The following is a 24532-nucleotide window of genomic DNA, read 5'->3' on the forward strand; positions in this document are numbered from 1 at the left end:
CCGGCGCCGCTACAATTTTCGTCAATTTCGATCACGGCGTCGCGATTAGAACCAGTGCCTCGCGATGACCATGATTTGGAGTCTAAATCCGGGGGGTGCCGAGCAGGGCACGGGCAGGGCAGCACCAGTGGCGGCTCATATCCACGAGATGACAGACGATGAATTTGAGGGGCGGCTTCGCATCCTCTTGCGCATCGTTTCCGTCTGCACCTTAGGGCTCTGCTCCTTCGCTGCAGGTTTGTTGATCGGCGCCTTTGTTCTGTTTTGAGCGAGGCGATTCACGCCAGAGCCATTAACGCGATGACGCATGCCTTCTCTGGTGGCGAAACAGGGAAGATCGATGTCTCGCTCCGCGCAGCAGGCCATGGACATATCGAGCTGCTGTTTGCCGACGACGGTTGTGGCATGGCGCCCGACGTGGACCGGCGGGCCTTCGATCCCTTCTTCACCACGCGCCGGCATGACGGCGCGAGTGGCCTTGGCCTGCACATCGTGCACAGCATCGTCGTGGATCGATTGGGCGGACAGCTCCGACTCGAAAGCAAGCCCGGTGAAGGCTCGCGGTTTCGGTTAGTCCTGCCGAGACGGCGCCCGATCGGCGATCCCGGGCGAGCTGATCGCGCCCCCCGATCCGCGGCGTCCGGATTATTGTGTCGTGAACAGCACTGTCGCGATCGCGACGGAAAGGCTCACCGCCGATATGGTCGCAACGGTCGATAGCACCCCCATGCGCCGCAGCGCGATGGCAAAGACGATGATGATCGGCGTCGCGGTCATCAGTCCGAGTTGTGCTTCACTCATGTCATCATCAGCCGTTGTTCGGAGTCGTCATATCGATTCACGATATTATGGAGGGACCCGCGCAACGTTGCGGTAGCGCAAACGCGGCTCCGGCTGGTTGCACTGTTTGTGCGGCGACAAAGTCAAAACCGCGCCGGTGAGATATCGATTCGGCGTCTTGATGCGGAAATCAGATGTCGACGACGGATTGCGAGCAAGGAGAGACCGGCTGGGGCATCCTGGAAGGTCTTCCCGGGGATCCCATGATTTGGGTGTTGATCTTCAGCGAGCTCGCCACCTTCGGCTTGTTTCTCGGCGCCTTCGTGATCGCCCGGGCGATCCATCCCGCGATGTTTGCGGCGGGGCAGGCCACTCTTGATTCCCATCTCGCCGGGCTCAATACGCTGGTTCTGGTGACCAGCGGCTGGGCCGCAGCGCGTGCCACGGCCGCCGCGCGCGCTTCCCGCAGGCAGGCTGCGCGCGGTTGGCTGTTCGCAGCCATGGCGCTTGGCGCTTTCTTCATCGCGGCCAAGCTGTTCGAATATGCCGGCGAGATCGCGCTCGGAAATGGTCTGGAGACCAGCCCGTTCTTCACGCTGTATTTTCTCCTGACCGGCTTCCATCTCATGCATGTCTGCCTCGGCATCGTGATTCTGGCCTTGGTTTCCCGGAGCGCCAGCGTGACCGGCGTAGAGACGGGAGCCGCCTTCTGGCACATGGTCGATCTGCTGTGGATCGTCATGTTCCCGATCATCTATCTGGTGCAGCAGTGATTCCGGATCGCATCGACATCGCCTGGATTGTGCTGCTCGGCCTCGCGCTTGCAACCCTTCTGGTTCCGCCGCTCGTCGCACGCCCGCTGCTCGGCAATGCCCTTCTGCTGATCTTCGCTGCGCTCAAGGGACGCCGTATCGTGCTCGACTTCTTCGATCTTCGAGCTGCGCCGGCGCTCTGGCGCGGTCTCGTCAGCGCCTGGGTCCTCATCGTCGTGCTGTTCGCCTGGCTCGCATCCGCGATCGTCGCCCTGGTTTGACCGCGATGCCGCGCATCGACGCGCTACTTGCTCTTCGTCAAAGAGCGATCGGTGGCAATTGGCAATAAATCACACGATCGCATTTCTTCAGGACTCAAACGGAAAGGATTGGCAATGGCTGAACGCCTGACCAAGTCGGCCGCTCGAAACGTCTTTTACGGCGGCTCGGCCTTCTTCTTCGCCATCTTCATCGGACTGACGGCGCACAGCCATTACTACATGACCACGACCTCTACGGACGCGACGACGCTGACGGCGTCGGTCGCCCGCGGCAAGCACGTCTGGGAGCGCAATTCCTGCATCAACTGCCACACGCTGCTGGGCGAGGGTGCCTATTTCGCTCCTGAAGTCGGCAATGTCTGGGATCGTTGGGGCGGCAAGGAGGATCCGGCCGCCGCCCGCGAGACGCTGAAGGCCTGGATGCAGTCGCAGCCCTCGGGCGCGCCGGGGCGGCGGCAAATGCCGCAGTTCAATCTCACCGACCAGGAGCTCAACGATCTCGCCGACTTCCTGCAATGGACCTCGACGATCAAGCGTCAGAGCTGGCCGCCGAACCAGGCCGGCTGAGCGCGCTGCTTCTTCTTTCAAGACAGAGAGAACCCGAGATGAAATATCAGACCCAGAAAGTCGCGATGCTGTATTTCTACGGCGCGCTGACCCTGTTCATGGCCCAGGTGCTGTTCGGCCTGCTCGCCGGGACGATCTACGTCCTGCCCAATACGCTGTCGGTGCTGCTGCCGTTCAACATCGTCAGGATGATCCACACCAACGCGCTGATCGTGTGGTCGTTGATCGGCTTCATGGGCGCGACCTACTATCTGCTGCCGGAGGAGACCGAGACCGAGCTGTACAGCCCGCTGCTGGCGAAGATCCAGTTCTGGATGTTCTTCGGCGCCGCAGGCGTGGCGGTTGTCGGTTATCTCTTCCACTATCATGAGGGCCGCGAATTCCTCGAACAGCCCTTCATCATCAAGGTCGGCATCGTCGTGGTCTGCCTGATGTTCCTGTTCAACGTGACCATGACGGCGCTCAAGGGCCGCAAGACCACGGTGACCAACATCCTGCTGTTCGGCCTGTGGGGTGTCGCGATCTTCTTCCTGTTCGCCTTCTACAACCCGGCCAATCTCGCGGTCGACAAGATGTACTGGTGGTACGTCGTCCATCTCTGGGTGGAGGGCGTCTGGGAGTTGATCATGGCCTCCGTCCTCGCTTATCTGATGATCAAGCTGAACGGCATCGATCGCGAGGTCGTGGAGAAGTGGCTCTATGTCATCATCGGCCTTGCGCTGTTCTCCGGCATCCTTGGCACCGGCCACCACTTCTATTGGATCGGCGCCCCTGGCTACTGGCAGTGGATCGGCTCGCTGTTCTCGACGCTCGAGGTCGCACCGTTCTTCACCATGGTGATCTTCACGGTGCAGATGACCTGGAAGGCCGGCCGCAAGCATCCGAACCGCGCTGCGCTGTTGTGGTCGGTCGGCTGTTCGGTGATGGCGTTCCTGGGCGCAGGCGTCTGGGGCTTCCTGCACACGCTGTCCTCGGTGAACTACTACACCCATGGTACGCAGGTGACCGCTGCGCACGGCCATCTCGCCTTCTTCGGCGCCTATGTGATGCTGAACCTGTCGGTGATGGCCTACGCGATCCCGCAGATCAAGGGACGTGCGCCCTATAACCAGTGGCTGTCCATGACGAGCTTCTGGATCATGTGCACGGCCATGATGGTGATGACCTTTGCGCTGACCTTCGCCGGCGTGGTCCAGGTTCATCTGCAGCGGGTGCTCGGCCAGAGCTACATGGACGTGCAGGACCAGCTCGCGATGTTCTACTGGGTCCGGCTCGGCTCCGGTGTGTTCGTCGCCATCTCCGCGCTGATGTTCGTCTGGGCGGTGCTGGTGCCCGGTCGCGAGAAGCGGGCGGTCATTCCGGCTGCGCTGCAACCGGCTGAATAAACGAGAAACGGCGGCCGCAGTTCGCCGCGGCCGCCCACTTCCTGGAAAGCCCGGAGAGACGTCATGAAACCTGCCCTTCACACCGTAAGCTCGGTCCCCGTGCTCCCGGCCTATGTCGCCAGCGGCAACGAATGTGCATTGTTCGAGCATGCCTGGCGAAATCAGCTTCCGGTACTGTTGAAGGGGCCGACCGGCTGCGGCAAGACGCGCTTCGTCGCGCACATGGCAGCGCGCCTCGGGCTGCCGCTGCACACCGTCGCCTGCCACGACGATCTCACCGCTGCCGATCTCACCGGGCGCTATCTGCTGAAGGGCGGTGACACCGTGTGGACCGACGGTCCGCTGACGCGCGCGGTGCGCGAGGGCGGCATCTGCTATCTCGACGAAGTCGTTGAAGCGCGCAAGGATGTCACCGTGGTGCTGCATCCGCTGACTGACGACCGGCGCATCCTGCCGCTGGAGCGCACCGGCGAGGAGCTTGCGGCCCCCAAAAGCTTCATGCTCGTGGTCTCCTACAATCCCGGCTATCAGACCTTGCTCAAGGCGCTGAAGCCGTCGACGCGGCAGCGCTTCGTCGCCATCGAGTTCGGCTTCCTGCCGGCCGAGCAGGAGATTGCCGTGGTCTCCGCCGAGAGCGGGCTGCCGCTGGATCGCATACGGCCATTGGTCACGCTGGCCGGGCGGCTGCGTGCGCTCAAGGGCCATGATCTGGAAGAGGGCGTCTCGACCCGGCTCGTTATCTATTGCGCGACCCTGATCGCCGCGGGCACGCCGGTCGCCGACGCGGTCCTTGCCGGCATGATCGAGCCTTTGACCGATGACGCCGACGTCAAGGCGGCACTGCTGGACGTCGCGCGTGCCGTGATCGGGTGACTCATGCTCGACTTCCTCGAACTGGAGGAGACGGTCGGCCGTGCCTGGCACCGGATGGTCGGCGGCACCGCAAGCTATCCAGTCCACGATGATGATGCGGTCTCGCTCAGCGAGGTGAGGGGCCGGATCGCGGTCATGTTCCGCGCGCTCGGCGGAGAGACGGGCGTGCAGATCGCGAGCGCCGGTGCGCGCAAGTCCGGGCATCGGCTCGGCTGGCGGCAACGCATCGGCCTCGGCGATGAGCGTCTGGAGCAGCCGGGCCGCGACGCCGCAACCATCTTCCTGCCCGATCGCATCGCGATCTTTGCCGACCGCGCGCTGAACGCCGTGCTCTATCGCTGGCTCGCTGTATGGTTCGCCGCCGCGCCGGTCGAGGTGATTGCGGAGGACGATCTGCTGCGGCGGGATCTTCTGGTGCTGCGTCGGGCGAGCGAGACGGCTGTCTGGGTGCTCACGCAATTTCCCGGGCTCATCGCCGACTATGCGCAACTCGCCGCGGCAACCGCGGCTGCCCGGCCGAAGCGCCCCCTGCCGCGCGTCGAGCAGGAGGTCGAGCAGATCGTGCTGGCCCTGCTCGGGGCCGGAAAGGCACCCGCAGGCAGATTGTGGCCGGCGATGATGGGAACTGGCCCGCTGCCGGACAAGGCGCCGCCGGGCTATCGTTCAATTCTGCCGTGTCCGCTCTGGGGCGATTGCTGGACGCGCGAGCTCTCGCCCGTGCATTCCGGAGACGACGAGTGCGCAGCTGCCTCGGAGGCCGCAACCCAGGACAATCGCAAGCGCTTTGCCGTGCGCGAACGCGAGGACAATACCACCCGCCGCGATCCCTTCGTGCTCAACCGCTTCGAGAAGATCCTGGCGATGGCCGAGATGGTCAACGTCGACCGTCCGGACGACGATAACGACGACGAGGACGCGCAAAAGGCTGCCGACGACCTCGAGGAAATCATGCTCAGCCGCCGCAGCGGCAAGCCGGCAAGCCGCTTCAAATTCGATCTCGACCTGCCGCCGGAAGCGCTTGATGCGTTGCCATTGAGCGCTGACTTGACCTATCCCGAATGGGATTATCGCAGCGGATCCTATCTGCCCGATCATTGCCGCGTGCTCGCGGGGACGGCCTCCGAGCAAGGTGAAAGCTGGGCGCCGGATGATGCCATGCGCCGGCGCGTCCGCCAGGTGCGTCGCCATTTCGAAGTGTTGCGGCCGCGTCATGAATTGTTGCGCGCCCAGACCGACGGATACGACCTCGATCTCGATGCGCTCGTGCGCGCGCGGTGCGACCTGCGTGCGGGCAGCAGCAATGGTGGTATCGATCGCGTCCACATGGCGATGCGACCGCAGGGCCATGATCTCGCCGTTACGCTGCTCGTCGACGTCTCGCTCTCGACGGATGCCTGGGTCGACGGGTACCGCGTGCTCGACGTTGAGAAGGAGGCACTCCTGGTGCTCGCCCATGGGCTGTCGGCCTGCGGCGACCACCACAGCATTCTCACCTTCACTTCGCGCCGTCGCAATTGGGTGCGGCTCGAGACGGTCAAGGCCTTTGGCGAGCCGATGAGCGGGACAGTGGAGCGCCGCATCGGCGCACTGAAGCCCGGCTATTACACCCGGATCGGCGCCGCGGTGCGCCATGCCTCGGCCGAGTTAGCCCGTCAGCCACAGCGCAAGAAGTTGCTGCTCGTCCTCACCGACGGCAAGCCGAACGACGTCGACCACTATGAGGGGCGCTTTGCGCTCGAGGATACCCGCAAATCCGTGCAGGAAGCGCGCCGGCTTGGCAGCTCTGTTTTCGGCGTGACGGTGGATGCCACGGCACAATCTTATTTCCCGACGCTGTTCGGCCGTGGCGGCTACGCCATCGTCGGCAACATCAGGCGGCTGCCCGCCGCGCTGCCGGCATTCTACCGGCAGGTGGTGTCCTGAGGTCGCAGGACAACCATCGAGGCATCATGTTCCCTCTGTGAACTATTGCTCATCTAGTGGGTATATGATCGAATGACCGGATGGACCTGGGCCGGCCAAAACCCGATCTGATCATCTTCGATTGCGACGGCGTGCTCGTCGACAGTGAGCTGCTGAGCTGTCGCTGCCTGTCCGAGGTCCTGGCGGAGTTCGGCCTTCAGCTCAGTGTGGAGCAGGCGCTCCAGCTCTTTCTCGGACGCAGCACGAGGGCGATCGAGCAGCATTATCGCGACCTCGGCCAGGTTCTGCCCAGCGAATTCCTCCTCCGACTGAAGGCGCGCGTGCTCGAGACGTTTGCCGAGGCACTGCAGCCGATCCCCGGCGTCGGCACAGTGCTGTCCGAATTGAAGACGCCAAGCTGTGTCGCATCGTCGAGCGACCTCGACCGGGTCTCGCTGTCGCTGGATGTTACCGGTCTCGCGCCGCATTTCAGCGACCGGCTGTACACCGCGCAGATGGTCAGGCACGGCAAGCCGGCTCCGGATCTCTTTCTCCATGCGGCGGGCAAGATGCAGGCCAGCCCTTCTCGCACGCTGGTAATCGAGGACAGTGTCAGCGGCGTCCAGGCCGCCAAGGCAGCCGGGATGATGGTCTGGGGATTTGTCGGCGGTGCCCATTATCGGAGCCGCGACGGTCGCGCTATATTGTCCGCCGCCGGGGCCGATCGGGTCTTCGCGCAGATGAGCGATTTCTAGGGGGCGTGAGGCCGCATGGCCGCCGAGAACGAAAAATCCAGGCTCGACGACGCGGCGCGCGCCGGCTGGCTCTATTTCATTGCCGGCCACACCCAGGACGAGATCGCAAAAATGCTTCAGGTGTCGCGCGCCTCGGCGCAGCGGCTGGTCTCGCTGTGCCTCGCCGAGCGGCTGATTACCTTCCGGCTCGAACATCCGATCGCGGCCTGCATGGAGCTGGCGGCGCGCCTGAAGGAGCGCTTTGATCTCGGCCACTGCGAGGTCGTGCCTACCGATCTAGCCGCGCCGCAGTCCAACGCCGGGATTGCCGAGCGTTGTGCCAATCTGCTCGATGCGACGCTGCGCTCGGAGACGCCCGTGATCGTTGCGCTCGGCACGGGGCGGGCAGTGCGCGCCGCGGTCGAGCGCGTCACCCCGATCGACCGGCCCAACCACCAGATCGTTTCGCTGGTCGGCAACATCTCCGCCGACGGCTCGGCGAGCTTCTACGACACCGTCGGCCGGCTCGCCGACCGCACAGGCGCACGGCACTATCCGATGCCGCTGCCGTTCCTGATGTCGTCGGAGGACGAGCGCAATAAGATGGTTCGCATCGAGCCGATCGCGAAGGTCAAGGCGGTCGCCGCCAAGGCGGATCTGCGTCTCGTCGGTATCGGCCAGATGGACCAGAAGGCTCAGGTCCATGTCGATGGTTTCGTCACGCGCGATGAATTGTTCGAGATGATGCGGCAGGGCGCGATCGGCGAGATCACCGGCTGGGCCTATGATTCCAAGGGCCGCCTGCTCAAGGCCGGCACCAACAAGCGCCTCACCAGTATCCCGCCGGAGGTGCCGGCGAAGACCACGACCATCGGAGCGGCGGTCGGTGCGGCCAAAGTGTCCGCGATCGCAGCGGCGCTGAACGGGCGCCTGATCAACGGCCTGATCACGGACGAGGCCACCGCAAGGGCGATTCTGGAGCGGTAGGGCGCCCGATCTCGCTACTTGCGCCGCCGTCATCGTCCGCGAAAGCGGACGATCCAGTACGCCGCGGCCCCCCTTAAGGCAAACCAGCCGATTGACGGAGTACTGGATGCCCCGCTTTCGCGGGGCATGATGGGGAAGGTTTGTCGCACCGCAGCACTCATAAGTTGCCGAAACGCCCGCGGGCCTGCTTGACAAGCGCGGCACCTCAGCCGAACATACGCCCAACGCGTGGGCATATGCTCAACACGCGAGTTGAGGGAGGACACCGTGAAACGATTTCTGGGCGCCGTCTGCGGCGCGTCCGTACTGCTTGCCGTCCCTGCGATGGCCGAAACGACCCTGACGATCGCCACCGTCAACAATGGCGACATGATCCGCATGCAGGGGCTGACCGGTGAATTCACCAAGGCAAACCCTGATATCTCAGTGAAATGGGTGACGCTGGAGGAGAACGTGCTGCGCCAGCGGGTCACCACCGATATCGCCACCAAGGGAGGCCAATTCGACGTGCTGACCATAGGCACCTACGAGGTGCCGATCTGGGCCAAGAAGGGCTGGCTGGTGCCGCTCGCCAATCTCGGCGCCGATTATGACGTTGCCGACCTCCTGCCCAAGATCAGGGACGCGGTCTCCGTCGACGGCAAGCTCTATGCCGCGCCATTCTACGGCGAGAGCTCGATGGTGATGTACCGCACCGATCTTTTCGACAAGGCCGGCCTGAAGATGCCGGAAAAGCCGACCTGGGATTTCATCATCGATGCCGCCAAGAAGCTCACCGACAAGAACGGTGGTGTCTACGGCATCTGCCTGCGCGGCAAGGCCGGCTGGGGCGAGAACATGGCGTTCCTCTCGGCAATGGCCAATTCATATGGCGCGCGCTGGTTCGACGAGAAATGGGAGCCGCAGTTCAACACGCCGGAATGGAAGACCACGCTCACGACCTACGTCAATCTGATGAAGGACGCCGGCCCTCCCGGCGCGAGTTCGAACGGTTTTAACGAGAACCTCGCGCTGTTCAACGCCGGCAAGTGCGGCATGTGGATCGACGCGACGGTCGCGGCGTCCTTCGTCACCAACCCGAAGGACTCGAAGGTTGCGGACAAGGTCGGCTTTGCGCTGGCGCCCAACACCGGGCTCGGCAAGAACGCCAATTGGCTGTGGGCCTGGAGTCTGGCTATTCCCGCAGGCTCCAAGAAGGCCGACGCCGCCGAGAAGTTCATCGCCTGGGCAACGAGCAAGGACTACACCAAGCTCGTGGCCTCGAAGGAGGGCTGGGCCAACGTGCCGCCGGGTACGCGTACCTCGCTCTACCAGAACCCCGAGTATGTGAAGGCGGCGCCCTTCGCCAAGATGACCCTGGCCTCGATCGACGCTGCCGACCCGAACAAGCCGACCGTGAAGCCGGTGCCCTATGTCGGCGTGCAATATGCCGCGATCCCCGAATTCCAGGGCATCGGCACGCAAGTCGGGCAGCAGTTCTCGGCTGCGCTTGCGGGATCGATGACGGTCGACGCGGCGTTGGCTGCGGCCCAATCTGCCACCGAGCGCGAGATGAAGCGCGCCGGTTACATCAAGTGAACCCGAGCTCTCCCTGAGCTCAAACTTGCGGCCATCCACTCCTTGCGCGATGGATGGCCGCCTTCTTCCCGAAGTTTTATTTTGACGCGTTTTCTTTCCGCGAAGCCGCCGCCACTTCGCTCGAAAGCGCTCTGAGGGAGATCCCGAGGATGGCAACCCGGCAGACGCAGTTTCTTGCGCGATCGCTCCTGACCCCGGCCGTCGGACTGCTCTTCATCTGGATGATCGTTCCGCTCGCGCTGACGATCTATTTCTCGACGCTGCATTACAGCCTGCTCGATCCCGGTTCGGAATCGTTCGTCGGGCTTGAAAACTTCCGCTACTTCCTCACCGATCCGGCCTTTCTCGCCTCGCTCCAGAACACGCTGGTGCTGGTCGGCTCGGTGCTGGCGCTGACGATCCTGCTCGGGATTCCCCTGGCGCTGCTGATGGACCAGCCTGTGGTCGGTCGCAACTTCGTGCGCCTGATGGTGATCGCGCCGTTCTTCGTGATGCCGACGGTGAGCGCGCTGGTCTGGAAGAACCTGTTGATGCATCCGGTCTCCGGCCTGTTCGCCTGGCTGGCCAAGCTGGTCGGGCTGACGCCGGTTGACTGGTTCAACGACGTGCCGCTGTTCTCGGTGATCCTGATCGTGGCTTGGCAATGGCTGCCGTTTGCGACGCTGATTCTGCTGACCGCGCTGCAATCGCTCGACGAAGAGCAGAAGGAAGCGGCCGAGATGGATGGTGCCAGCGCCATCTCGACCTTCATCTACATCACGTTGCCGCATCTGGCCCGCCCGATCACCGTGGTGATCCTGATCGAGACCATCTTCCTACTGACGGTGTTTGCCGAAATCTTCGTCACCACCGGCGGCGGACCGGGCCTGCAAACCACCAATATCGCCTTCCTGATCTATTCGCAGGCGCTGATCCAGTTCGACGTCGGCAGCGCCTCGGCGGGCGGCCTCGTCGCGGTGGTCATCGCCAATATCGTCGCCTTCTTCCTGGTCCGCATCGTCGGCCGCAACCTGGAAGCCTGAAATCATGGCGCGCAAGTCAACAACGCAGCGGGTGGTGATCTCGACGATCGGGGCGTGGTTCTTCGGCTTTCTGATCTTCTTCCCGATCTTGTGGATGGTGCTGGCGAGCTTCAAGACCGAGCTGGAAGCCTTCGCGATCCCGCCATCCTTCCTGTTCTTCCATTGGACCACGGAAAACTATGCGACCGTGCAGGAGCGCAGCGACTATTTCCACCATGCGATGAACTCGATCATCATCGCCGGCGGCTCGACGCTGATTGCGCTCCTGATCGCAGTCCCCGCTGCCTGGTCGATGGCGTTCTCGCCGACCAAGCGTACCAAGGACATCCTGCTCTGGATGCTTTCGACCAAGATGATGCCGCCGGTCGGCGTGCTGGTGCCGATCTACCTGATCTACAAGACCTTTGGCTTGCTCGATTCCCGCATCGGCCTCGTCTTCATCCTCTGCCTCGGCAATTTGCCGATCGTGATCTGGATGCTGTTCACCTATTTCAAGGAAATCCCGCGCGACATCCTGGAAGCCGCGCGCATGGACGGCGCTACGATCGGCCGCGAGCTCATCTACGTGCTGACGCCGATGGCGATCCCGGGGCTGGCCTCGACCATGCTACTCAATCTTATCCTGGCCTGGAACGAAGCGTTCTGGACGCTCAACCTGTCCACTTCGGAGGCCGCACCGCTGACGGTGTTCATTGCCTCCTATTCAAGTCCGGAAGGATTGTTCTGGGCAAAGCTGTCGGCGGCCTCGACGCTGGCGATCGCGCCCATTCTCGTCCTCGGTTGGTTCAGCCAGAAGCAGCTCGTGCGCGGGCTCACCTTCGGCGCGGTGAAATAAAGGGGCTGCCGGATCATGGGTCAGATCACACTTCAGGGCGTGCAGAAATCCTTCGGCCCCGTGCATATCATCAAGGGCGCCGATCTCGACATCGCCGACGGCTCCTTCGTCGTCTTCGTCGGCCCTTCCGGCTGTGGCAAGACCACGCTGCTGCGGCTGATCGCCGGCCTCGAGGACGTCACCGGCGGCGCCATCCTGATTGACGGCAAGAACGTCGTCGACACGCCGCCGGCCAAGCGCGGGCTGTCGATGGTGTTCCAGTCCTACGCGCTCTATCCGCACATGAGCGTGCGCGGCAATATCGGCTTCGGCCTGAAGATGGCAGGTTTGCGCAAGGACGAGATCAACCGCAAGGTCGAGGCGGCCGCTGCGACGCTGAACCTGACGCCTTATCTTGACCGCAAGCCGCGCGAGCTTTCCGGCGGCCAGCGCCAGCGCGTTGCGATCGGACGCGCCATCGTCCGCGAGCCCAAGGGGTTCCTGTTCGACGAGCCGCTCTCCAATCTCGACGCCGCGCTGCGCGTGCAGATGCGCATCGAGGTGACGCGGCTGCAGAAGCAGCTCGGCACCACGGCGATCTACGTGACGCACGACCAGGTCGAGGCGATGACCATGGCCGACAAGATCGTCGTGCTCAACGCCGGCAAGATCGAGCAATATGGCTCGCCGCTGGAGCTCTATGAGCGGCCTGCCAATCTTTTCGTTGCCGGCTTCATCGGCTCGCCCAAGATGAATTTTGTCACCGGCGACAGTGCCGCGCAGAGGGGCGCCGCTACGATCGGCGTACGGCCGGAGCATCTCAAGATCGAGCGCGACGGCGGTGGCGGCTGGCAGGGCACGATCGCGGTCGCCGAGCACCTCGGCAGCGACACATTTCTTTATGTCGATGCCGGGCCGCTCGGGATGCTGACCGCGCGCTACATCGGCGAATTGAGCCTGCATGCCGGCGACCGCGTGTCGCTGGTGCCGGACCCCGCGCGCATCCACCGCTTCGACGCGAGCGGCAATGCGATCAGGAACTGACAAGAAACGGGAATACGACCATGTACCTGGAAAAATTCAAGCTGAGCGGCAAGACCGCGTTCATCACCGGCGGAGGGCAGGGCATTGGGCTCGCCTGCGCGGAAGCGCTGGCCGAGGCCGGCGCCAAGGTGATCATCGGCGACCGCGATAGCAAGGTCGCTGGCGACGCCAAGGCCAGCCTGAAGGCGAAGGGTTTTGACGTCGAGACCGCCATCATGGACGTCACCGATACCAAGCGCGTCGCGGAGGTGGCGAACGATCTCGTCGCCCGGCACGGCAAGGTCGACGTCCTCGTCAACAACGCCGGCATTGCGCGTAGCGAAACCCCGGCCGAGACCGTGACCGACGAGCACTGGCTCAACGTCATCGACGTCAACCTTAACGGCACCTTCTGGTGCTGCCGCGAGTTCGGCAAGCACATGCTCAAGGCCAAGAGCGGCGCCATCGTCAATGTCGGATCGATGTCCGGCTTCATCGTCAACAAGCCGCAGGAGCAGTGCTTCTACAATGCCTCCAAGGCCGGCGTGCACCATCTGACCAAGTCGCTGGCCGCTGAATGGGGCGCTCGCGGCATCCGCGTCAATGCGGTCGCGCCGACCTACATTGACACGCCGCTCAACGCCTTCGTGAAAAGCACCCCGAAAATGTACGACGCCTGGATCGGTGGAACCCCGATGGCGCGGATGGGGCAGGTCGAGGAGATCGCCTCGGTCGTCCTGTTCCTGGCATCCGAGGCCGCGAGCCTGATGACCGGCAGCATCGTGCTGGTGGATGGCGGCTACACTTGCTGGTAGGCTTGCCGTCAAAACTGACGGAAGCCACCGGGAGCGACAATGCCGCGAGCGTATATCGGCGTCGATGTAGGGACCACGAGCACGCGGGCAGGGGTGTTTGACGAGGCGGGAACGCTGCTTGCGACCGCCAAGCACCCGATTCGGATCTGGCATGAGGCCGGCGACATCGTCGAGCAGTCGTCTCAGGACATCTGGGAGGCCTGTGTCAAATCTGTGCGGGCGGCGATGGCGGAGGCGGCCATCGCACCCGACAGTGTCGGCGGTATCGGTTTCGACGCGACCTGTTCCCTGGTGGTGCTCGACCGCGAGGGCGAGCCGGTCACGGTCAGTGCCTCCGGCGAAAAGCAGCGTAACGTCATTGTCTGGATGGATCATCGTGCCGTCGCCGAAGCGCGTCTTATCAACCAGACCGCCGATAATGTGCTGCGTTATGTGGGCGGCTCCATCTCACCCGAGATGGAAATGCCTAAGCTGTTGTGGCTCAAGCGTCATCTGCGCGCGAGCTTCGATGCCGCCGGGCATTTCTTCGATCTGGCAGACTATCTGACTTGGCGCGCGACCGGATCGCTCCAGCGCTCGACCTGCACCGTCACCTGCAAATGGAACTATCTCGCGCATGACGGCGGCGGCTGGAGCGCGCCGTTCTTCAAGCGTATCGGCCTCTCCGACTTCGTTAACGAAAGATACGCCCGCATCGGCACCGAGATCGTCGCCCCCGGCACGCGGCTCGGCGCCGGCCTCACCCGCGCGGCTGCCGCCGATCTCGGCCTGCCACCGGGGATTCCGATCGGCGCCTCCCTGATCGACGCCCATGCCGGCGGCATCGGCGCGATTGGCGGACGCGACGGACCGGGCGGAACGACTGACGTCACCGATCGCATGGCCTACATCATGGGAACGTCGGCCTGCATCATGGCGACGACGAAGGAGCCGTGCTTCGTCCCTGGCGTCTGGGGTCCCTACTACTCCGGCATGGTGCCGAACTTCTGGCTCAACGAGGGCGGCCAATCGGCCGCGGGCGCGGCGATCGACCATCTGCTCAAATCGCATCCAGGCCACGCCGAGGCGAGTGTGGCGGCGCGCAGCGAGGGCGTTGACCTCATCGAGTTCCTCGAGCGCCGCATCATCGCGCGCGCCGGCGATGCCAGCCGCGCAGCGCTGCTCGCCCGCGACGTTCACGTGCTCCCCGAATTTATCGGTAACCGCTCGCCTTACGCCGATCCCGATACACGCGCCGTGATCGCCGGCCTCGATCTCGACACCGATGTCGGCTCGATGGAGCGGTTATTCGTCGCCGGCCTGTGCGGACTCGCTTATGGGCTCGCCGAGGTGATCGAAGCCTTTGCCGCGCATGGCGTTCATGCCGGCATCATGATCATGGGCGGCGGCGCTAGCCGCAGCCCATTGGTGCGGCAGATCATGGCTGATACCACTGGCCTCACCGTCGCGTTGCCGCAAACCAGGGAGCCGGTGCTCTTGGGCGCCGCGATGCTCGGTGCAGTCGCCGGCGGCGCCTATGCCTCGATTGGCGAGACCATGGCAAAGATGTCGGCGCTGGGACGTAAGAGCGAACCGACTGCGCCCGACATGGCCGCATTTCACATCAGGAAGCGTGAAGTGTACAAGCTGCTGCGCGAGGTCGATCGCGGCAGCCGGGCGGTGATGCGCGACATCGCCAGAAGTTAGAAGGACGCGTTGAGAGACATGCTGATTTCTTGCGGCGATGCACTGATCGATTTTGTGCCAACGAAAAATGCCGACGGCCGCGAAGCGGTGATGCCAGCGGTCGGCGGCTCCTGTCTCAACGTCGCGATCGGGATCGCGCGGCTCGGCGCCCCGACCGGTTTTGTCGGTGGCATCTCGAACGACATGTTCGGGCGTATGATCGCCGACCATGCGACCGGGTCGAATGTCGAGCTTGGTTTCGCCACGCGCAGCGATCACCAGACCACCCTCGCTTTTGTCCGCATCGTCGCCGGCGAGTCGCACTATGCCTTCTACGACGCCGAGACCGCGACGCGGAATTGGACGTTTCGGCGCGCGACCATTCCGTTCGACACGGTGGAAGCTGTTCATGTCGGCTCAACCACGCTTGTCAACGATCGGGGCGCCGCCGAGACCAAAGCTTTAATTGCGGACGCGAGGGCGACGTCGACGATCTCCTTCGATCCGAACTGCCGGCCCAATCTGGTCAAGGATAAGCCGGCCTATCTCGCCCGCATGGCGGAGTTCGCAGGCAGCGCCGATCTCATCAAGATGTCGGATGTCGACTTCTCCTATCTCTTCGGCGAGGAGCCGTATCAGCAGCGCGCGGGCGCGATGCTGGGGCAGGGCCCGAGCCTTGTCGTCATCACCCGCGGCAACAACGGCGCTATCGCCTGGCATGCGAAGACGGGTCAGATCGAGGTCGAGGCGCCGAAGGTCGTGGTCGCCGATACCATCGGCGCCGGTGACAGCTTTCAAGCCGCATTGCTGTTCGCGCTGTACAAACAGGGCCGTCTCGCCAGACAGCAACTCAAGGACATCAGCACCGACGAGCTTCGTCGGGCGTTGTCCTTTGCCGCCAAGTGCGCCGGCCTGACCTGCACCCGTCCGGGCGCCGATCCGCCCTGGAGCCACGAGATCAGCTGGAGTTGATTAGTCCGCGTTACAGGCGCGCGACGACCTTCTCCGCACATTTCAGAAACCTTGGGATCAGCGGGCTCTGCGAATCCCGCCGCCAGCACGCGGCGATGTCGATGGTATCTGTGGCATCGCGCAGCGGCCGGAACACAATGCCGCGTGGCGCGCCGAGCTTGGCGCAGGCCGGCAGGATCGCAAGACCTTCACCGGCGAGAACCAGACTCATTGCCGAATTCACCGTCTCTACCCGGCTTGCGATCGGCATTACGATTTGATGCCGCCGGAGCAGGGCTGCGACTGCGGAGGAGGCGGGATCGCGCTCCGGCGGCGGCAGCGCAATCAGCGGACGGCCCTGCAATCGTGCCATCGGCACGGCGCCGATCCGCGCAAGCGGCGAGCGGTTCGGCAGCGCAAGCATGAAGCGCTGGGCACCGATCCGTGCAACCTGGATTTCGGGATGGTGGATCGCTGGCATGCACAGTGCGACCGTGGCGCTGCGATCCAGTAGCCGCGCCTCGCGCGTCGATGCGGTGAGGTCGACGAAGTCGAGATCGACGCCGGGCATGGATCGCCGCAACTCCGGGATCAGCCGCGGCAGCACAGCGTTGGCCAGCACGAACATGTAACCCACCGAGATCCTGCCGCGCCGGCCGGCCGCGACCGCGCGCGCGGCTTCGATGCCGTCGGCCGCAAGCGCCAGCGCCTCGCCGGCCCGCGTCAGCAGGGCCTGGCCCGCCTCTGTCAGGTCCATGCCGCGCGTGCCGCGGTGGAATAGCGGCGCGCCGATTTCGGCTTCGAGCTTGCGGATCTGGACCGAGAGTGGCGGCTGCGCCATCCGCAGCCGTTCGGCGGCCTTGCCGACGCTGCGCGCCTCGGCCACGGCGACGAAATAGCGGAGCCGGCGAAGATCCATAGGCATACCGAAATCGTATGGGTTGACCACCAAAAACGTATTGGACCTCGAGTTAACAAAACTGTCATTCTCAATGTCAATGCATTGGGCCAACGGCGGTCCGCTTCGGAGCATGATGTGACGATGAACGGCGATCCCTGCCTGCTGTCCGCAAGCGAATTGCGTCCGCTGATTGCGAATAAGCAGATTTCCCCCGTCGAAGTCGCCCGCGCCGTGCTTGCGCGCGCCGAGGCGCTCCAGCCCAAGTTGAACTGCTTCATCACGCTATGCGGCGACGAAGCGATGGAAGCAGCCCGCCAGGCCGAGCGCAAGGTCATGTCAGGCGAGCCGCTTGGCCTGCTTCATGGTATCCCTGTTACTGTCAAGGACATCGTCAACACCAAGGGCGTGAAGACCACCTTCGGGGCTGTTCCTTACAAAGACAATGTGCCCGCCGAGGATGCCGTCGCGGTGGCAAAGCTGCGCAGCGAAGGCGCGATCTTGGTCGGCAAGACGACGACGCCAGAGTTCGGCAGCAAGTGCCTGACCGATTCCCCCCTGTTCGGCCGCACCCGCAACGCCTGGAGCGCGGAGCGCTCGTCCGGCGGATCTAGCGGCGGCGCGGCTGTGGCGGTCGCGAGTGGCATCGCGCCCTTGGCGATCGCGACCGATGGCGGCGGCTCGACGCGGATTCCCGCCGCCTGCAACGGCGTGGTCGGCCTGAAGCAGAGCAACGGCGTGATCGCGCACAGCCAGGCGCTGGACGTGTTCGGTAACCAGACCTATGTCACGCCGACCACGCGCACGGTCGCCGACACCGCCCTGATGATGCAGGCGATGGCCGGTGAGGATGCTTGCGATCCCTGGTCGATCGGCATGCCCGTGCCAGATTTCATCGGCTCCGCTGCCCCGCGCGGCGATTTGCGCGGACAGAAGATCCTGTTCAGCGCTTCGCCGCCCGGACGTCCAGTATCCATCGATGTCGCCGCCGCCTTCAAGGCTAGCCTCGACCGACTCGCTGGCCTCGGGGCTGAACTTGAGGAATTCTCCGGCGCGGGCTTTGATATCGAGCCGATCTGGCGTGCCATCAACCACACGGTCTGGCGCACGCGTTTCGCCAAGCTCGTGGCCGAGCATGGCGAAGTGCTCAGCGAGGCCTTCGTCAAGCAGGTCGCACTTGCCACCAATGTCAGCGGCGTCGCCTATCAGGAGGCGATGTTCGCGCGCACGGCGCTGTTCCGCCGGGTGCAATCCCTGCTTGCGCGCGGGCATCTGCTGGCGATGCCGACGATCACCCGCACCGCGCTGCCGATCGACCAGGACCTGTTCGGCAAAATCGAGATCGATGGGGTGCAATTTGACAGCGTCCGGCCGCACTGGTTCCCCTGGACCATGCCGTTCAACATGACCGGCCACCCCGCGATCAGTCTGCCCTGCGGCTTCGGCCGCGACGGGCTGCCGATCGGGCTTCAGCTCGTCGGCCGCTTCCGGGACGATGCGGAATTGCTGCGGGCGAGCGCGCTGTTCGAGGCCTCGCACGATCTTCTCGCCCGCCGGCCGGAATGACGGCATGCGCCGGCGAGCAAAGGACTTGCGTCCGGCGTCCGGACATGTTGATCGTGCCGCTGATGAGCCCTGAGCCCGACCACCGCGCATGAGCGTATTTGTCCTCCGACGTGTCCTGACGCTGCTGGCGACGCTGGTCGGCGCATCCGTGATCATTTTCCTGGTGCTGGATGCGCTGCCGGGCAATGCCGCGCAGATGCTGATGGGCGCAGATGCGTCGGCCGACGCGGTCCGCGCGCTCACTGTCAAGCTCGGGCTCGACCAGCCGCTGGCGGTCCGCTACCTGCAATGGATCAAAGGGCTCGTCGTCGGCGATCTCGGCAATTCCTATGTCTACGGCACACCGGTCGCCAGCCTGATCGCTGAGCGGCTGGTGCTGACCATTCCGCTCGCGATCATGTCGATGCTGATCACGGTGGTGCTGGCGCTCTCGGCCGGCATCTACACCGCCGCCAATCACAACAAGCTCGGCGATGTCGGTGTGATGTCGTTGACCCAGATCGGCATCGCGCTGCCGAATTTCTGGTTCGCGATCCTTCTGGTGCTGCTGTTCGCTGTGCGGCTGCAATGGCTCTCCGCAGGCGGCTTTGCCGGCTGGGACGACGGCATCTGGCTTGGCGTCAAATCGCTGCTGCTGCCGTCGATCTCGCTGGCCGTGGTGCAGGCCGCAATCCTTGCCCGCGTCACCCGCTCAGCCGTGCTCGAAGTGTTGCGCGAAGATTTCGTCCGAACGGCACGTGCGAAGGGACTCGGCAAGCGCGAGGTGCTGTGGAGCCACGTGCTGCGCAATGCCATGATCCCCGTCATGACGGTGATGGGCTTGCAATTCGCCAACCTGCTGGCCGGCACCATTGTGATCGAGAACGTGTTCTACCTGCCGGGCCTCGGCCGGCTGATCTTCCAGTCGATCGCCAACCGCGACCTCATCGTGGTGCGCAATTGCGTGATGCTGCTGGCGGCCATGGTGGTCATCGTCAATTTCGTGGTCGACGTGCTCTATGCCTTTATCGATCCCCGCATCAAGGTGCACGACCTGTGAGCTCGCCCCTGACCACATCCATTGATGCGCCGGTCGCAACGCGCCCCTTGGCGGCGAGAGGCTTCTGGGGCCGTGCGCTGCGCCATCGCAGCTTCGTGCTGGGCGGAGCGCTCAGCCTCCTGGTAGTCGTATCGGCGCTGGTCTCGCTGGTGTGGACGCCGTGGTCGCCGTACGAGATCGACATCGCCTCGAAGCTCCGGCCGCCGTCGTCGGCGCACTGGCTCGGCACCGATTCCTTCGGCCGCGATATCGTCTCGCTGCTGCTCGCAGGCGCCCGCTCGACCATCCTGGTCGGCATCATCGCGGTCAGTATCGGTCTTTCCTTCGGCGTCTGTCTCGGCCTGATCGCCTCGGCCAAGCGTGGATGGACCGAAGAGATCATCATGCGCTTCTCCGACTTCACCTTTGCCTTTCCGGCAGTGCTTTCGGCGATCATGCTCGCCGCCGTCGCAGGGCCGGGCATGGTGACCTCGATCATCGCGATCGGCATCTTCCAGATCCCGACCTTGACCCGGCTGACGCGCGGCTCGGCGAATGCGATCTGGGCGCGCGAATTCGTGCTGGCCGCGCGCGCCTCAGGGAAGGGGGCGTTCCGCATCACCATCGAGCATGTGTTGCCGAATATTCTCTCGATCCTGATCGTGCAGGCGACCATCCAGTTCGCGCTCGCGATCCTTGCTGAAGCCGCTTTGTCCTATCTCGGCCTCGGCACGCAGCCGCCGCAGCCGTCCTGGGGCCGCATGCTGAACGATGCGCAGACCATGCTGTTCCAGTCGCCGATGCTGGCGGTCTATCCGGGCGCGGCGATCGCAATCGCGGTGCTCGGCCTCAATCTGCTCGGCGATGGATTGCGCGATCTGCTCGATCCCCGGCTGGCGCGGGAGCGGTGACGATGGCTGATCCCGCAAGCCTGATCGAGGTCGACAATCTCGGCGTCCGCCTCAACACCAGCCGCGGCCCGGCACAGGCCGTGCGCGGTGTCAGCTTTGCGCTGAAACGCGGCGAGACGCTCGGGCTTGTCGGCGAATCCGGCTGCGGCAAATCGGTGACGGCGCTGTCGCTGATGGGATTGCTGCCTGAGAGTGCAGTTGTCACCGGCAGCGTCAAGCTTGATGGCAACGAGCTCGCGCGGCTGCCGGATGCGGACTATTGCAAGCTGCGCGGCAATCGCATCAGCATGATTTTCCAGGAGCCGATGACGGCGCTCAACCCGATGCACACGATCGGCCATCAGGTTGCAGAACCTTTGCGGCGGCACAAGAGATATTCCGCCGCGCAGGCGCGCAAGGAAGTGATCGCGTTGCTCGACCGCGTCGGGCTGCCCGATCCCGCAAAACGCATCGATGCCTATCCGCACCAGTTCTCCGGCGGCCAGCGCCAGCGTGTCACCATCGCGATGGCGCTCGCGTGCGAGCCCGATCTGTTGATCGCGGACGAGCCAACCACCGCGCTCGACGTCACCATCCAGGGCCAGATCCTCGACCTCATCGCCGACCTCGTCGAGGAGCGGGGCATGTCGATGATCCTGATCTCGCACGATCTCGGCGTCATCGCCGAGAACGTGCAGCGCATGATGGTGATGTATGGCGGCACGGTCGTCGAGAGCGGGCCGACCGACGAGGTGTTCCGCCGCATGGGCCATCCCTACACGCAGGGCCTGTTCCGCGCCCGCCCAAAGCTCGGCGCGCGCAAGGGGACAAGGCTGACGACGATCTCGGGCACGGTGCCGGAGCTCGCCGATCTGCCTGTCGGCTGCGCCTTCGCTGATCGCTGTCCACTGGCAATCGATCAGTGTCGCGCCGCGATGCCGCCGATGATTAAGGTCGGGGCCGGTCACGTCGTGCGCTGCACCAGGACTGATGTCTCCATGGCTGCGAATGTCGGGGCGCTCTCCGCATGACCGCCGCCGCACCGCTTCTTGATGTCAAGGATCTCGAGCAGCGCTACACGCTGCCGCGTGAAAGCCTGTTCCGTCCGCCCGGCCAAGTGCGTGCGCTCAACGGCGTCAGCGTGCAGGTCCAGGCCGGCAGGAGCCTCGGCATTGTCGGCGAATCCGGCTCGGGCAAGTCCACCTTGGCACGGGTGGTGATGGCGCTCGAGCGGCCGACTGCGGGCGAGGTCACGCTGCTCGGCCGCGATCTCAACCGCATCTCTCCTGACGAGTTGCGCCGTGCCCGGCGCGATTTCCAGATGGTGTTCCAGGACCCTTATGGATCGCTCGACCCGCGGCAGACCATTGCGCGCATCGTCGCCGAGCCGCTTACGGTGCTCGACGATGCCGACCGCACGACGTTCCGCGCCCGCGTTGCCGCGGTGTTGAAGCAGGTAGGTTTGCGCGATGCGGACATGGACAAATATCCGCACGAATTCTCCGGCGGCCAGCGCCAGCGCATCGCCATTGCGCGGGCGCTGATCACGCAACCCAAGCTGATTGTCGCCGACGAGCCGGTCTCCGCACTCGACGTCTCCGTGCAGGCACAGGTCCTCAACCTGATGCAGGACCTGCAGGAGCAGTTCGGCCTCAGCTACATCCTGATCAGCCACGACCTCGCCGTGGTCGATTATCTCTGCGACGAGGTCGCGGTGATGTATCTCGGCCGGGTCGTCGAGCAGGGGCGGCCGGAGGATCTGTTCGAGCGCTGCGCCCATCCCTATACGCGGGCGCTGCTGGATGCCGTGCCGCGGGCACGACCCGGTGGCGGCCGGCGGCGGCGCGGCGCCCAGGCGATCGCCTCGCAATCGGCGGCTGCGACCGGATGCCCCTATGTGGCGCGCTGTCCGCTCGCGGACCAGCATTGCCGCGAGGTTCCGCCCTTGCTACGCAGGGTGGGCGAGGGACATCTCGCCGCCTGCCACAAGGCGGAGGCCGTGATGGCATTGCCGCAGGCGGCCATGGAAGGTTAGTGTCGGCTACGGAATTGGCGTAGTCTCAAAAGCACAGAAGAAGGCCGGGGAGTTGGGCATGTTGAAGAAGCTATCGATCGTCGCATTTGCCGCAGCGTTGGCTGCGGCGCCGCTGCCGGTGCTGGCGCAGAGCAAGAAGGACAGCGTCGTCATGGGCATGACGCTGGAGCCGCCGGGGCTCGATCCCACCAACGCGGCCGCCGCCGCGATCGCCGAGGTCACGCTCTACAACATCTACGAGACCCTGACCAAGATCAACGAGGACGGCTCGGTCTCGCCGCTGCTCGCCGAGAGCTGGACCGCATCGCCCGACCTGAAGACCTATACGTTCAAGCTGCGCAAGGGCGTCAAATTCCAGAACGGCGAGGCCTTCGATTCCGCCGCGGTGAAGTTCTCGTTCGAGCGCAACGCGGCCGCGAACAGCACCAACAAGGACAAGAGCCTGTTCCAGGCGATCGAGAAGATCGACGCGCCTGACGCCAACACCGTCGCGCTCACGCTGAAATATCCCGAGCCGAACCTGCCGTTCCTGATGGGGCAGGCGAGCGCCTCCATCGTCGAGCCGAAGAGCGCGGCCACCAACGTGACGCAGCCTATCGGCACCGGGCCGTATCAGTTGGGCGCCTGGGTCAAGGGCTCCTCGCTCACGCTGAACAAATGGGCCGATTATCGCAACGCCTCGGCGATCAAGCTGTCCAAGGTGACGATCCGCTTTATCGGCGATCCCGCCGCGCAGATCGCTGCGCTGCTGTCCGGTGACGTCGATGCGTTCCCGCGCGTCACCACCCGCGGCGTTGCGCAATTCAAGAGCGATCCGCGCTTCACCGTGCTGATCGGCGGCTCCAAGGCCAAGACCATCGTCGCCATCAACGAGAAGAAGAAGCCGCTCGACGACGTCCGCGTGCGCCGCGCGATCCTCGCCGCCATCGATCGCAAGGCGATGATCGACGGCGCAGTCGAAGGTTTCGGCACGCCGATCGGCAGCTTCTACACACCGGGCTCGCTCGGCTATGTCGACACCACCGCGATCAACCCCTATGACCCCGAGAAGGCGAAGAAGCTGCTGACGGAGGCCGGCATCACCACGCCGCTCGAGCTCAGCCTGAAGCTGCCGCCGCCGCCTTACGCGCGGCAGGGCGGCGAGATCCTGGCAGCCCAGCTCGCCAAGGTCGGGATCAACGCCAAGATCGAGAACGTCGAGTGGGCGCAGTGGCTGTCGCAGGCGTTCGCGCCGAACGGTCCGCACAATTACGACCTCACCATCGTCTCGCATGTCGAGCCGTTCGATCTCGTCAAGCTGACCGAACCCGACTTCTATCTCGGCTACAACAACGAGGCGTTCAACGCGCTCTACAAGCAGATCGTGTCGACGCCTGACGAGGCCGGCCGCGCCAAGCTGCTCGGCGATGCCCAGAAGATGCTGGCGACCGATGCGGTGGCCGGCTTCCTGTTCCAGCCGCAATGGCCGACGGTCATCAACAAGAAGCTGAAGGGCGTCTGGAAGGAAGTTCCGCAGTTCGAGAACGATTTCTCAGCCTGGTCCTGGGAGTAGCGACCGCGTCGGCAGTCGAAGCTGTCGCTTCTTGCAAAGGCCTCTTCCCCCGCGGGAAGAGGCCTTTCGTTTGGCCCGCCAAACCATCGTTCGAAAACAACCCCATGCACCGTAGAGACGGGTTTGAAAGGGTTGGTAAAATTTCGGACTTGACGAAATTGCTTGCTCCGTCGGGCAAAACACCGGCATAATGCCACAATAGGAAATTCCGAACTGCGCGACCCCACTAACATTTGTTAGTGGCGAGCCGGTGCGCGAGCGGTTCCACGGCTGCTCGCGCAACTCTTCGTTGGCTGCTGATTCTTCCCGCACTTTCTGATTGCTGAAATGCCGAAAAACGATAGTGGAACAAAGTGGCCGGTACGATCTGTTTAACGAATTGCCGGTATTTTCATCACGATAACTCATCGCGCGTTACTTCAATTTTTTTTCGGTGTCGCAAAT

Annotated in this window: 24 protein-coding genes; 22 read left to right on the forward strand and 2 right to left on the reverse strand. The window is 64.0% G+C overall.

Annotation, left to right across the window (positions count from 1 at the left end):
- Window positions 1-300: 300 nt before the first annotated feature.
- Window positions 301-720: a sensor histidine kinase gene (locus XI06_RS08390; protein ID WP_271605028.1), complete on the forward strand. Its 420-nt coding sequence runs from the start codon at window positions 301-303 to the stop codon at window positions 718-720.
- Here the strand turns inward: XI06_RS08390 and XI06_RS08395 are convergent.
- Complete coding sequence (locus tag XI06_RS08395) at window positions 646-801, reverse strand: hypothetical protein (protein WP_271605029.1); 156 nt, start codon at window positions 799-801, stop codon at window positions 646-648. The two genes, XI06_RS08390 and XI06_RS08395, sit on opposite strands and share 75 nt — an antisense overlap.
- A 173-nt stretch (window positions 802-974) precedes the next feature.
- Between XI06_RS08395 and XI06_RS08400 the strand changes: the two genes are divergently transcribed.
- From XI06_RS08400 to XI06_RS08470, 15 genes are all read left to right on the forward strand, one after another.
- Entirely contained in the window at window positions 975-1553 is a 579-nt protein-coding gene (locus tag XI06_RS08400) for a cytochrome c oxidase subunit 3 family protein (protein WP_271605030.1), read from the forward strand.
- Window positions 1553-1813 carry a cytochrome C oxidase subunit IV family protein gene (locus XI06_RS08405; RefSeq protein WP_237859452.1) on the forward strand — a complete coding sequence of 87 codons (261 nt, stop codon included), beginning with the start codon at window positions 1553-1555 and terminating at the stop codon, window positions 1811-1813. Before XI06_RS08400 ends, XI06_RS08405 begins: the two co-directional genes overlap by 1 nt.
- A 114-nt stretch (window positions 1814-1927) precedes the next feature.
- Window positions 1928-2380: a c-type cytochrome gene (locus XI06_RS08410; RefSeq protein WP_237869843.1), complete on the forward strand. Its 453-nt coding sequence runs from the start codon at window positions 1928-1930 to the stop codon at window positions 2378-2380.
- Between the two features lie 38 nt (window positions 2381-2418).
- Entirely contained in the window at window positions 2419-3765 is a 1347-nt protein-coding gene (locus tag XI06_RS08415) for a cbb3-type cytochrome c oxidase subunit I (protein WP_237859169.1), read from the forward strand.
- Window positions 3766-3828: 63 nt separating this feature from the next.
- Window positions 3829-4638 (forward strand): CbbQ/NirQ/NorQ/GpvN family protein, encoded by an 810-nt coding sequence (locus XI06_RS08420; RefSeq protein WP_271605031.1) that lies wholly within the window; start codon window positions 3829-3831, stop codon window positions 4636-4638.
- 3 nt (window positions 4639-4641) lie between these two features.
- Window positions 4642-6561 carry a nitric oxide reductase activation protein NorD gene (locus tag XI06_RS08425; RefSeq protein WP_271605032.1) on the forward strand — a complete coding sequence of 640 codons (1920 nt, stop codon included), beginning with the start codon at window positions 4642-4644 and terminating at the stop codon, window positions 6559-6561.
- Between the two features lie 80 nt (window positions 6562-6641).
- Window positions 6642-7295, forward strand: a complete 654-nt coding sequence (locus tag XI06_RS08430; RefSeq protein WP_237859166.1) for an HAD family hydrolase — start codon at window positions 6642-6644, stop codon at window positions 7293-7295.
- A gap of 15 nt (window positions 7296-7310) precedes the next feature.
- Entirely contained in the window at window positions 7311-8261 is a 951-nt protein-coding gene (locus XI06_RS08435; RefSeq protein ID WP_237869839.1) for a sugar-binding transcriptional regulator, read from the forward strand.
- Between the two features lie 324 nt (window positions 8262-8585).
- Entirely contained in the window at window positions 8586-9839 is a 1254-nt protein-coding gene (locus tag XI06_RS08440; protein WP_237859450.1) for an ABC transporter substrate-binding protein, read from the forward strand.
- A gap of 149 nt (window positions 9840-9988) precedes the next feature.
- Window positions 9989-10861 (forward strand): carbohydrate ABC transporter permease, encoded by an 873-nt coding sequence (locus XI06_RS08445; RefSeq protein WP_237859163.1) that lies wholly within the window; start codon window positions 9989-9991, stop codon window positions 10859-10861.
- 4 nt (window positions 10862-10865) lie between these two features.
- Window positions 10866-11696: a carbohydrate ABC transporter permease gene (locus XI06_RS08450; RefSeq protein ID WP_237859162.1), complete on the forward strand. Its 831-nt coding sequence runs from the start codon at window positions 10866-10868 to the stop codon at window positions 11694-11696.
- A 15-nt stretch (window positions 11697-11711) separates the two neighbouring features.
- Window positions 11712-12719 carry an ABC transporter ATP-binding protein gene (locus tag XI06_RS08455; RefSeq protein ID WP_237859161.1) on the forward strand — a complete coding sequence of 336 codons (1008 nt, stop codon included), beginning with the start codon at window positions 11712-11714 and terminating at the stop codon, window positions 12717-12719.
- Between the two features lie 20 nt (window positions 12720-12739).
- Window positions 12740-13513 carry an SDR family NAD(P)-dependent oxidoreductase gene (locus tag XI06_RS08460; protein ID WP_271605033.1) on the forward strand — a complete coding sequence of 258 codons (774 nt, stop codon included), beginning with the start codon at window positions 12740-12742 and terminating at the stop codon, window positions 13511-13513.
- 39 nt (window positions 13514-13552) lie between these two features.
- Window positions 13553-15199, forward strand: coding sequence for an FGGY-family carbohydrate kinase (locus XI06_RS08465; protein ID WP_271605034.1), 1647 nt, complete (start codon window positions 13553-13555; stop codon window positions 15197-15199).
- Between the two features lie 18 nt (window positions 15200-15217).
- Window positions 15218-16150, forward strand: a complete 933-nt coding sequence (locus tag XI06_RS08470) for a carbohydrate kinase family protein (RefSeq protein ID WP_271605035.1) — start codon at window positions 15218-15220, stop codon at window positions 16148-16150.
- Window positions 16151-16160: 10 nt separating this feature from the next.
- Here the strand turns inward: XI06_RS08470 and XI06_RS08475 are convergent, their stop codons facing one another.
- On the reverse strand, window positions 16161-17048 hold the full coding sequence (locus XI06_RS08475; RefSeq protein ID WP_237859448.1) for a LysR family transcriptional regulator: 888 nt from the start codon (window positions 17046-17048) through the stop codon (window positions 16161-16163).
- A 123-nt stretch (window positions 17049-17171) separates the two neighbouring features.
- On the opposite strand from XI06_RS08475, the gene XI06_RS08480 reads away from it, so the two are divergent.
- From XI06_RS08480 to XI06_RS08505, 6 genes are all read left to right on the forward strand, one after another.
- Window positions 17172-18593 carry an amidase gene (locus XI06_RS08480; RefSeq protein WP_271605441.1) on the forward strand — a complete coding sequence of 474 codons (1422 nt, stop codon included), beginning with the start codon at window positions 17172-17174 and terminating at the stop codon, window positions 18591-18593.
- 88 nt (window positions 18594-18681) lie between these two features.
- The gene (locus XI06_RS08485; RefSeq protein WP_237859157.1) at window positions 18682-19632 is read left to right on the forward strand and encodes an ABC transporter permease; all 951 of its coding nucleotides are present in this window, start codon (window positions 18682-18684) and stop codon (window positions 19630-19632) included.
- Window positions 19629-20522: an ABC transporter permease gene (locus XI06_RS08490; RefSeq protein ID WP_237889750.1), complete on the forward strand. Its 894-nt coding sequence runs from the start codon at window positions 19629-19631 to the stop codon at window positions 20520-20522. The genes XI06_RS08485 and XI06_RS08490 overlap by 4 nt, the downstream gene beginning before the upstream one ends.
- A 2-nt stretch (window positions 20523-20524) precedes the next feature.
- Window positions 20525-21532, forward strand: coding sequence for an ABC transporter ATP-binding protein (locus XI06_RS08495; protein ID WP_237859154.1), 1008 nt, complete (start codon window positions 20525-20527; stop codon window positions 21530-21532).
- Window positions 21529-22536, forward strand: coding sequence for an ABC transporter ATP-binding protein (locus XI06_RS08500; RefSeq protein ID WP_271605036.1), 1008 nt, complete (start codon window positions 21529-21531; stop codon window positions 22534-22536). Before XI06_RS08495 ends, XI06_RS08500 begins: the two co-directional genes overlap by 4 nt.
- Before the next feature lie 58 nt (window positions 22537-22594).
- The gene (locus tag XI06_RS08505; protein ID WP_237859150.1) at window positions 22595-24088 is read left to right on the forward strand and encodes an ABC transporter substrate-binding protein; all 1494 of its coding nucleotides are present in this window, start codon (window positions 22595-22597) and stop codon (window positions 24086-24088) included.
- Window positions 24089-24532 lie beyond the last annotated feature (444 nt).

Source organism: Bradyrhizobium sp. CCBAU 11434 (genome assembly GCF_028128895.1).
Taxonomy (GTDB): Bacteria; Pseudomonadota; Alphaproteobacteria; order Rhizobiales; family Xanthobacteraceae; genus Bradyrhizobium; species Bradyrhizobium zhengyangense.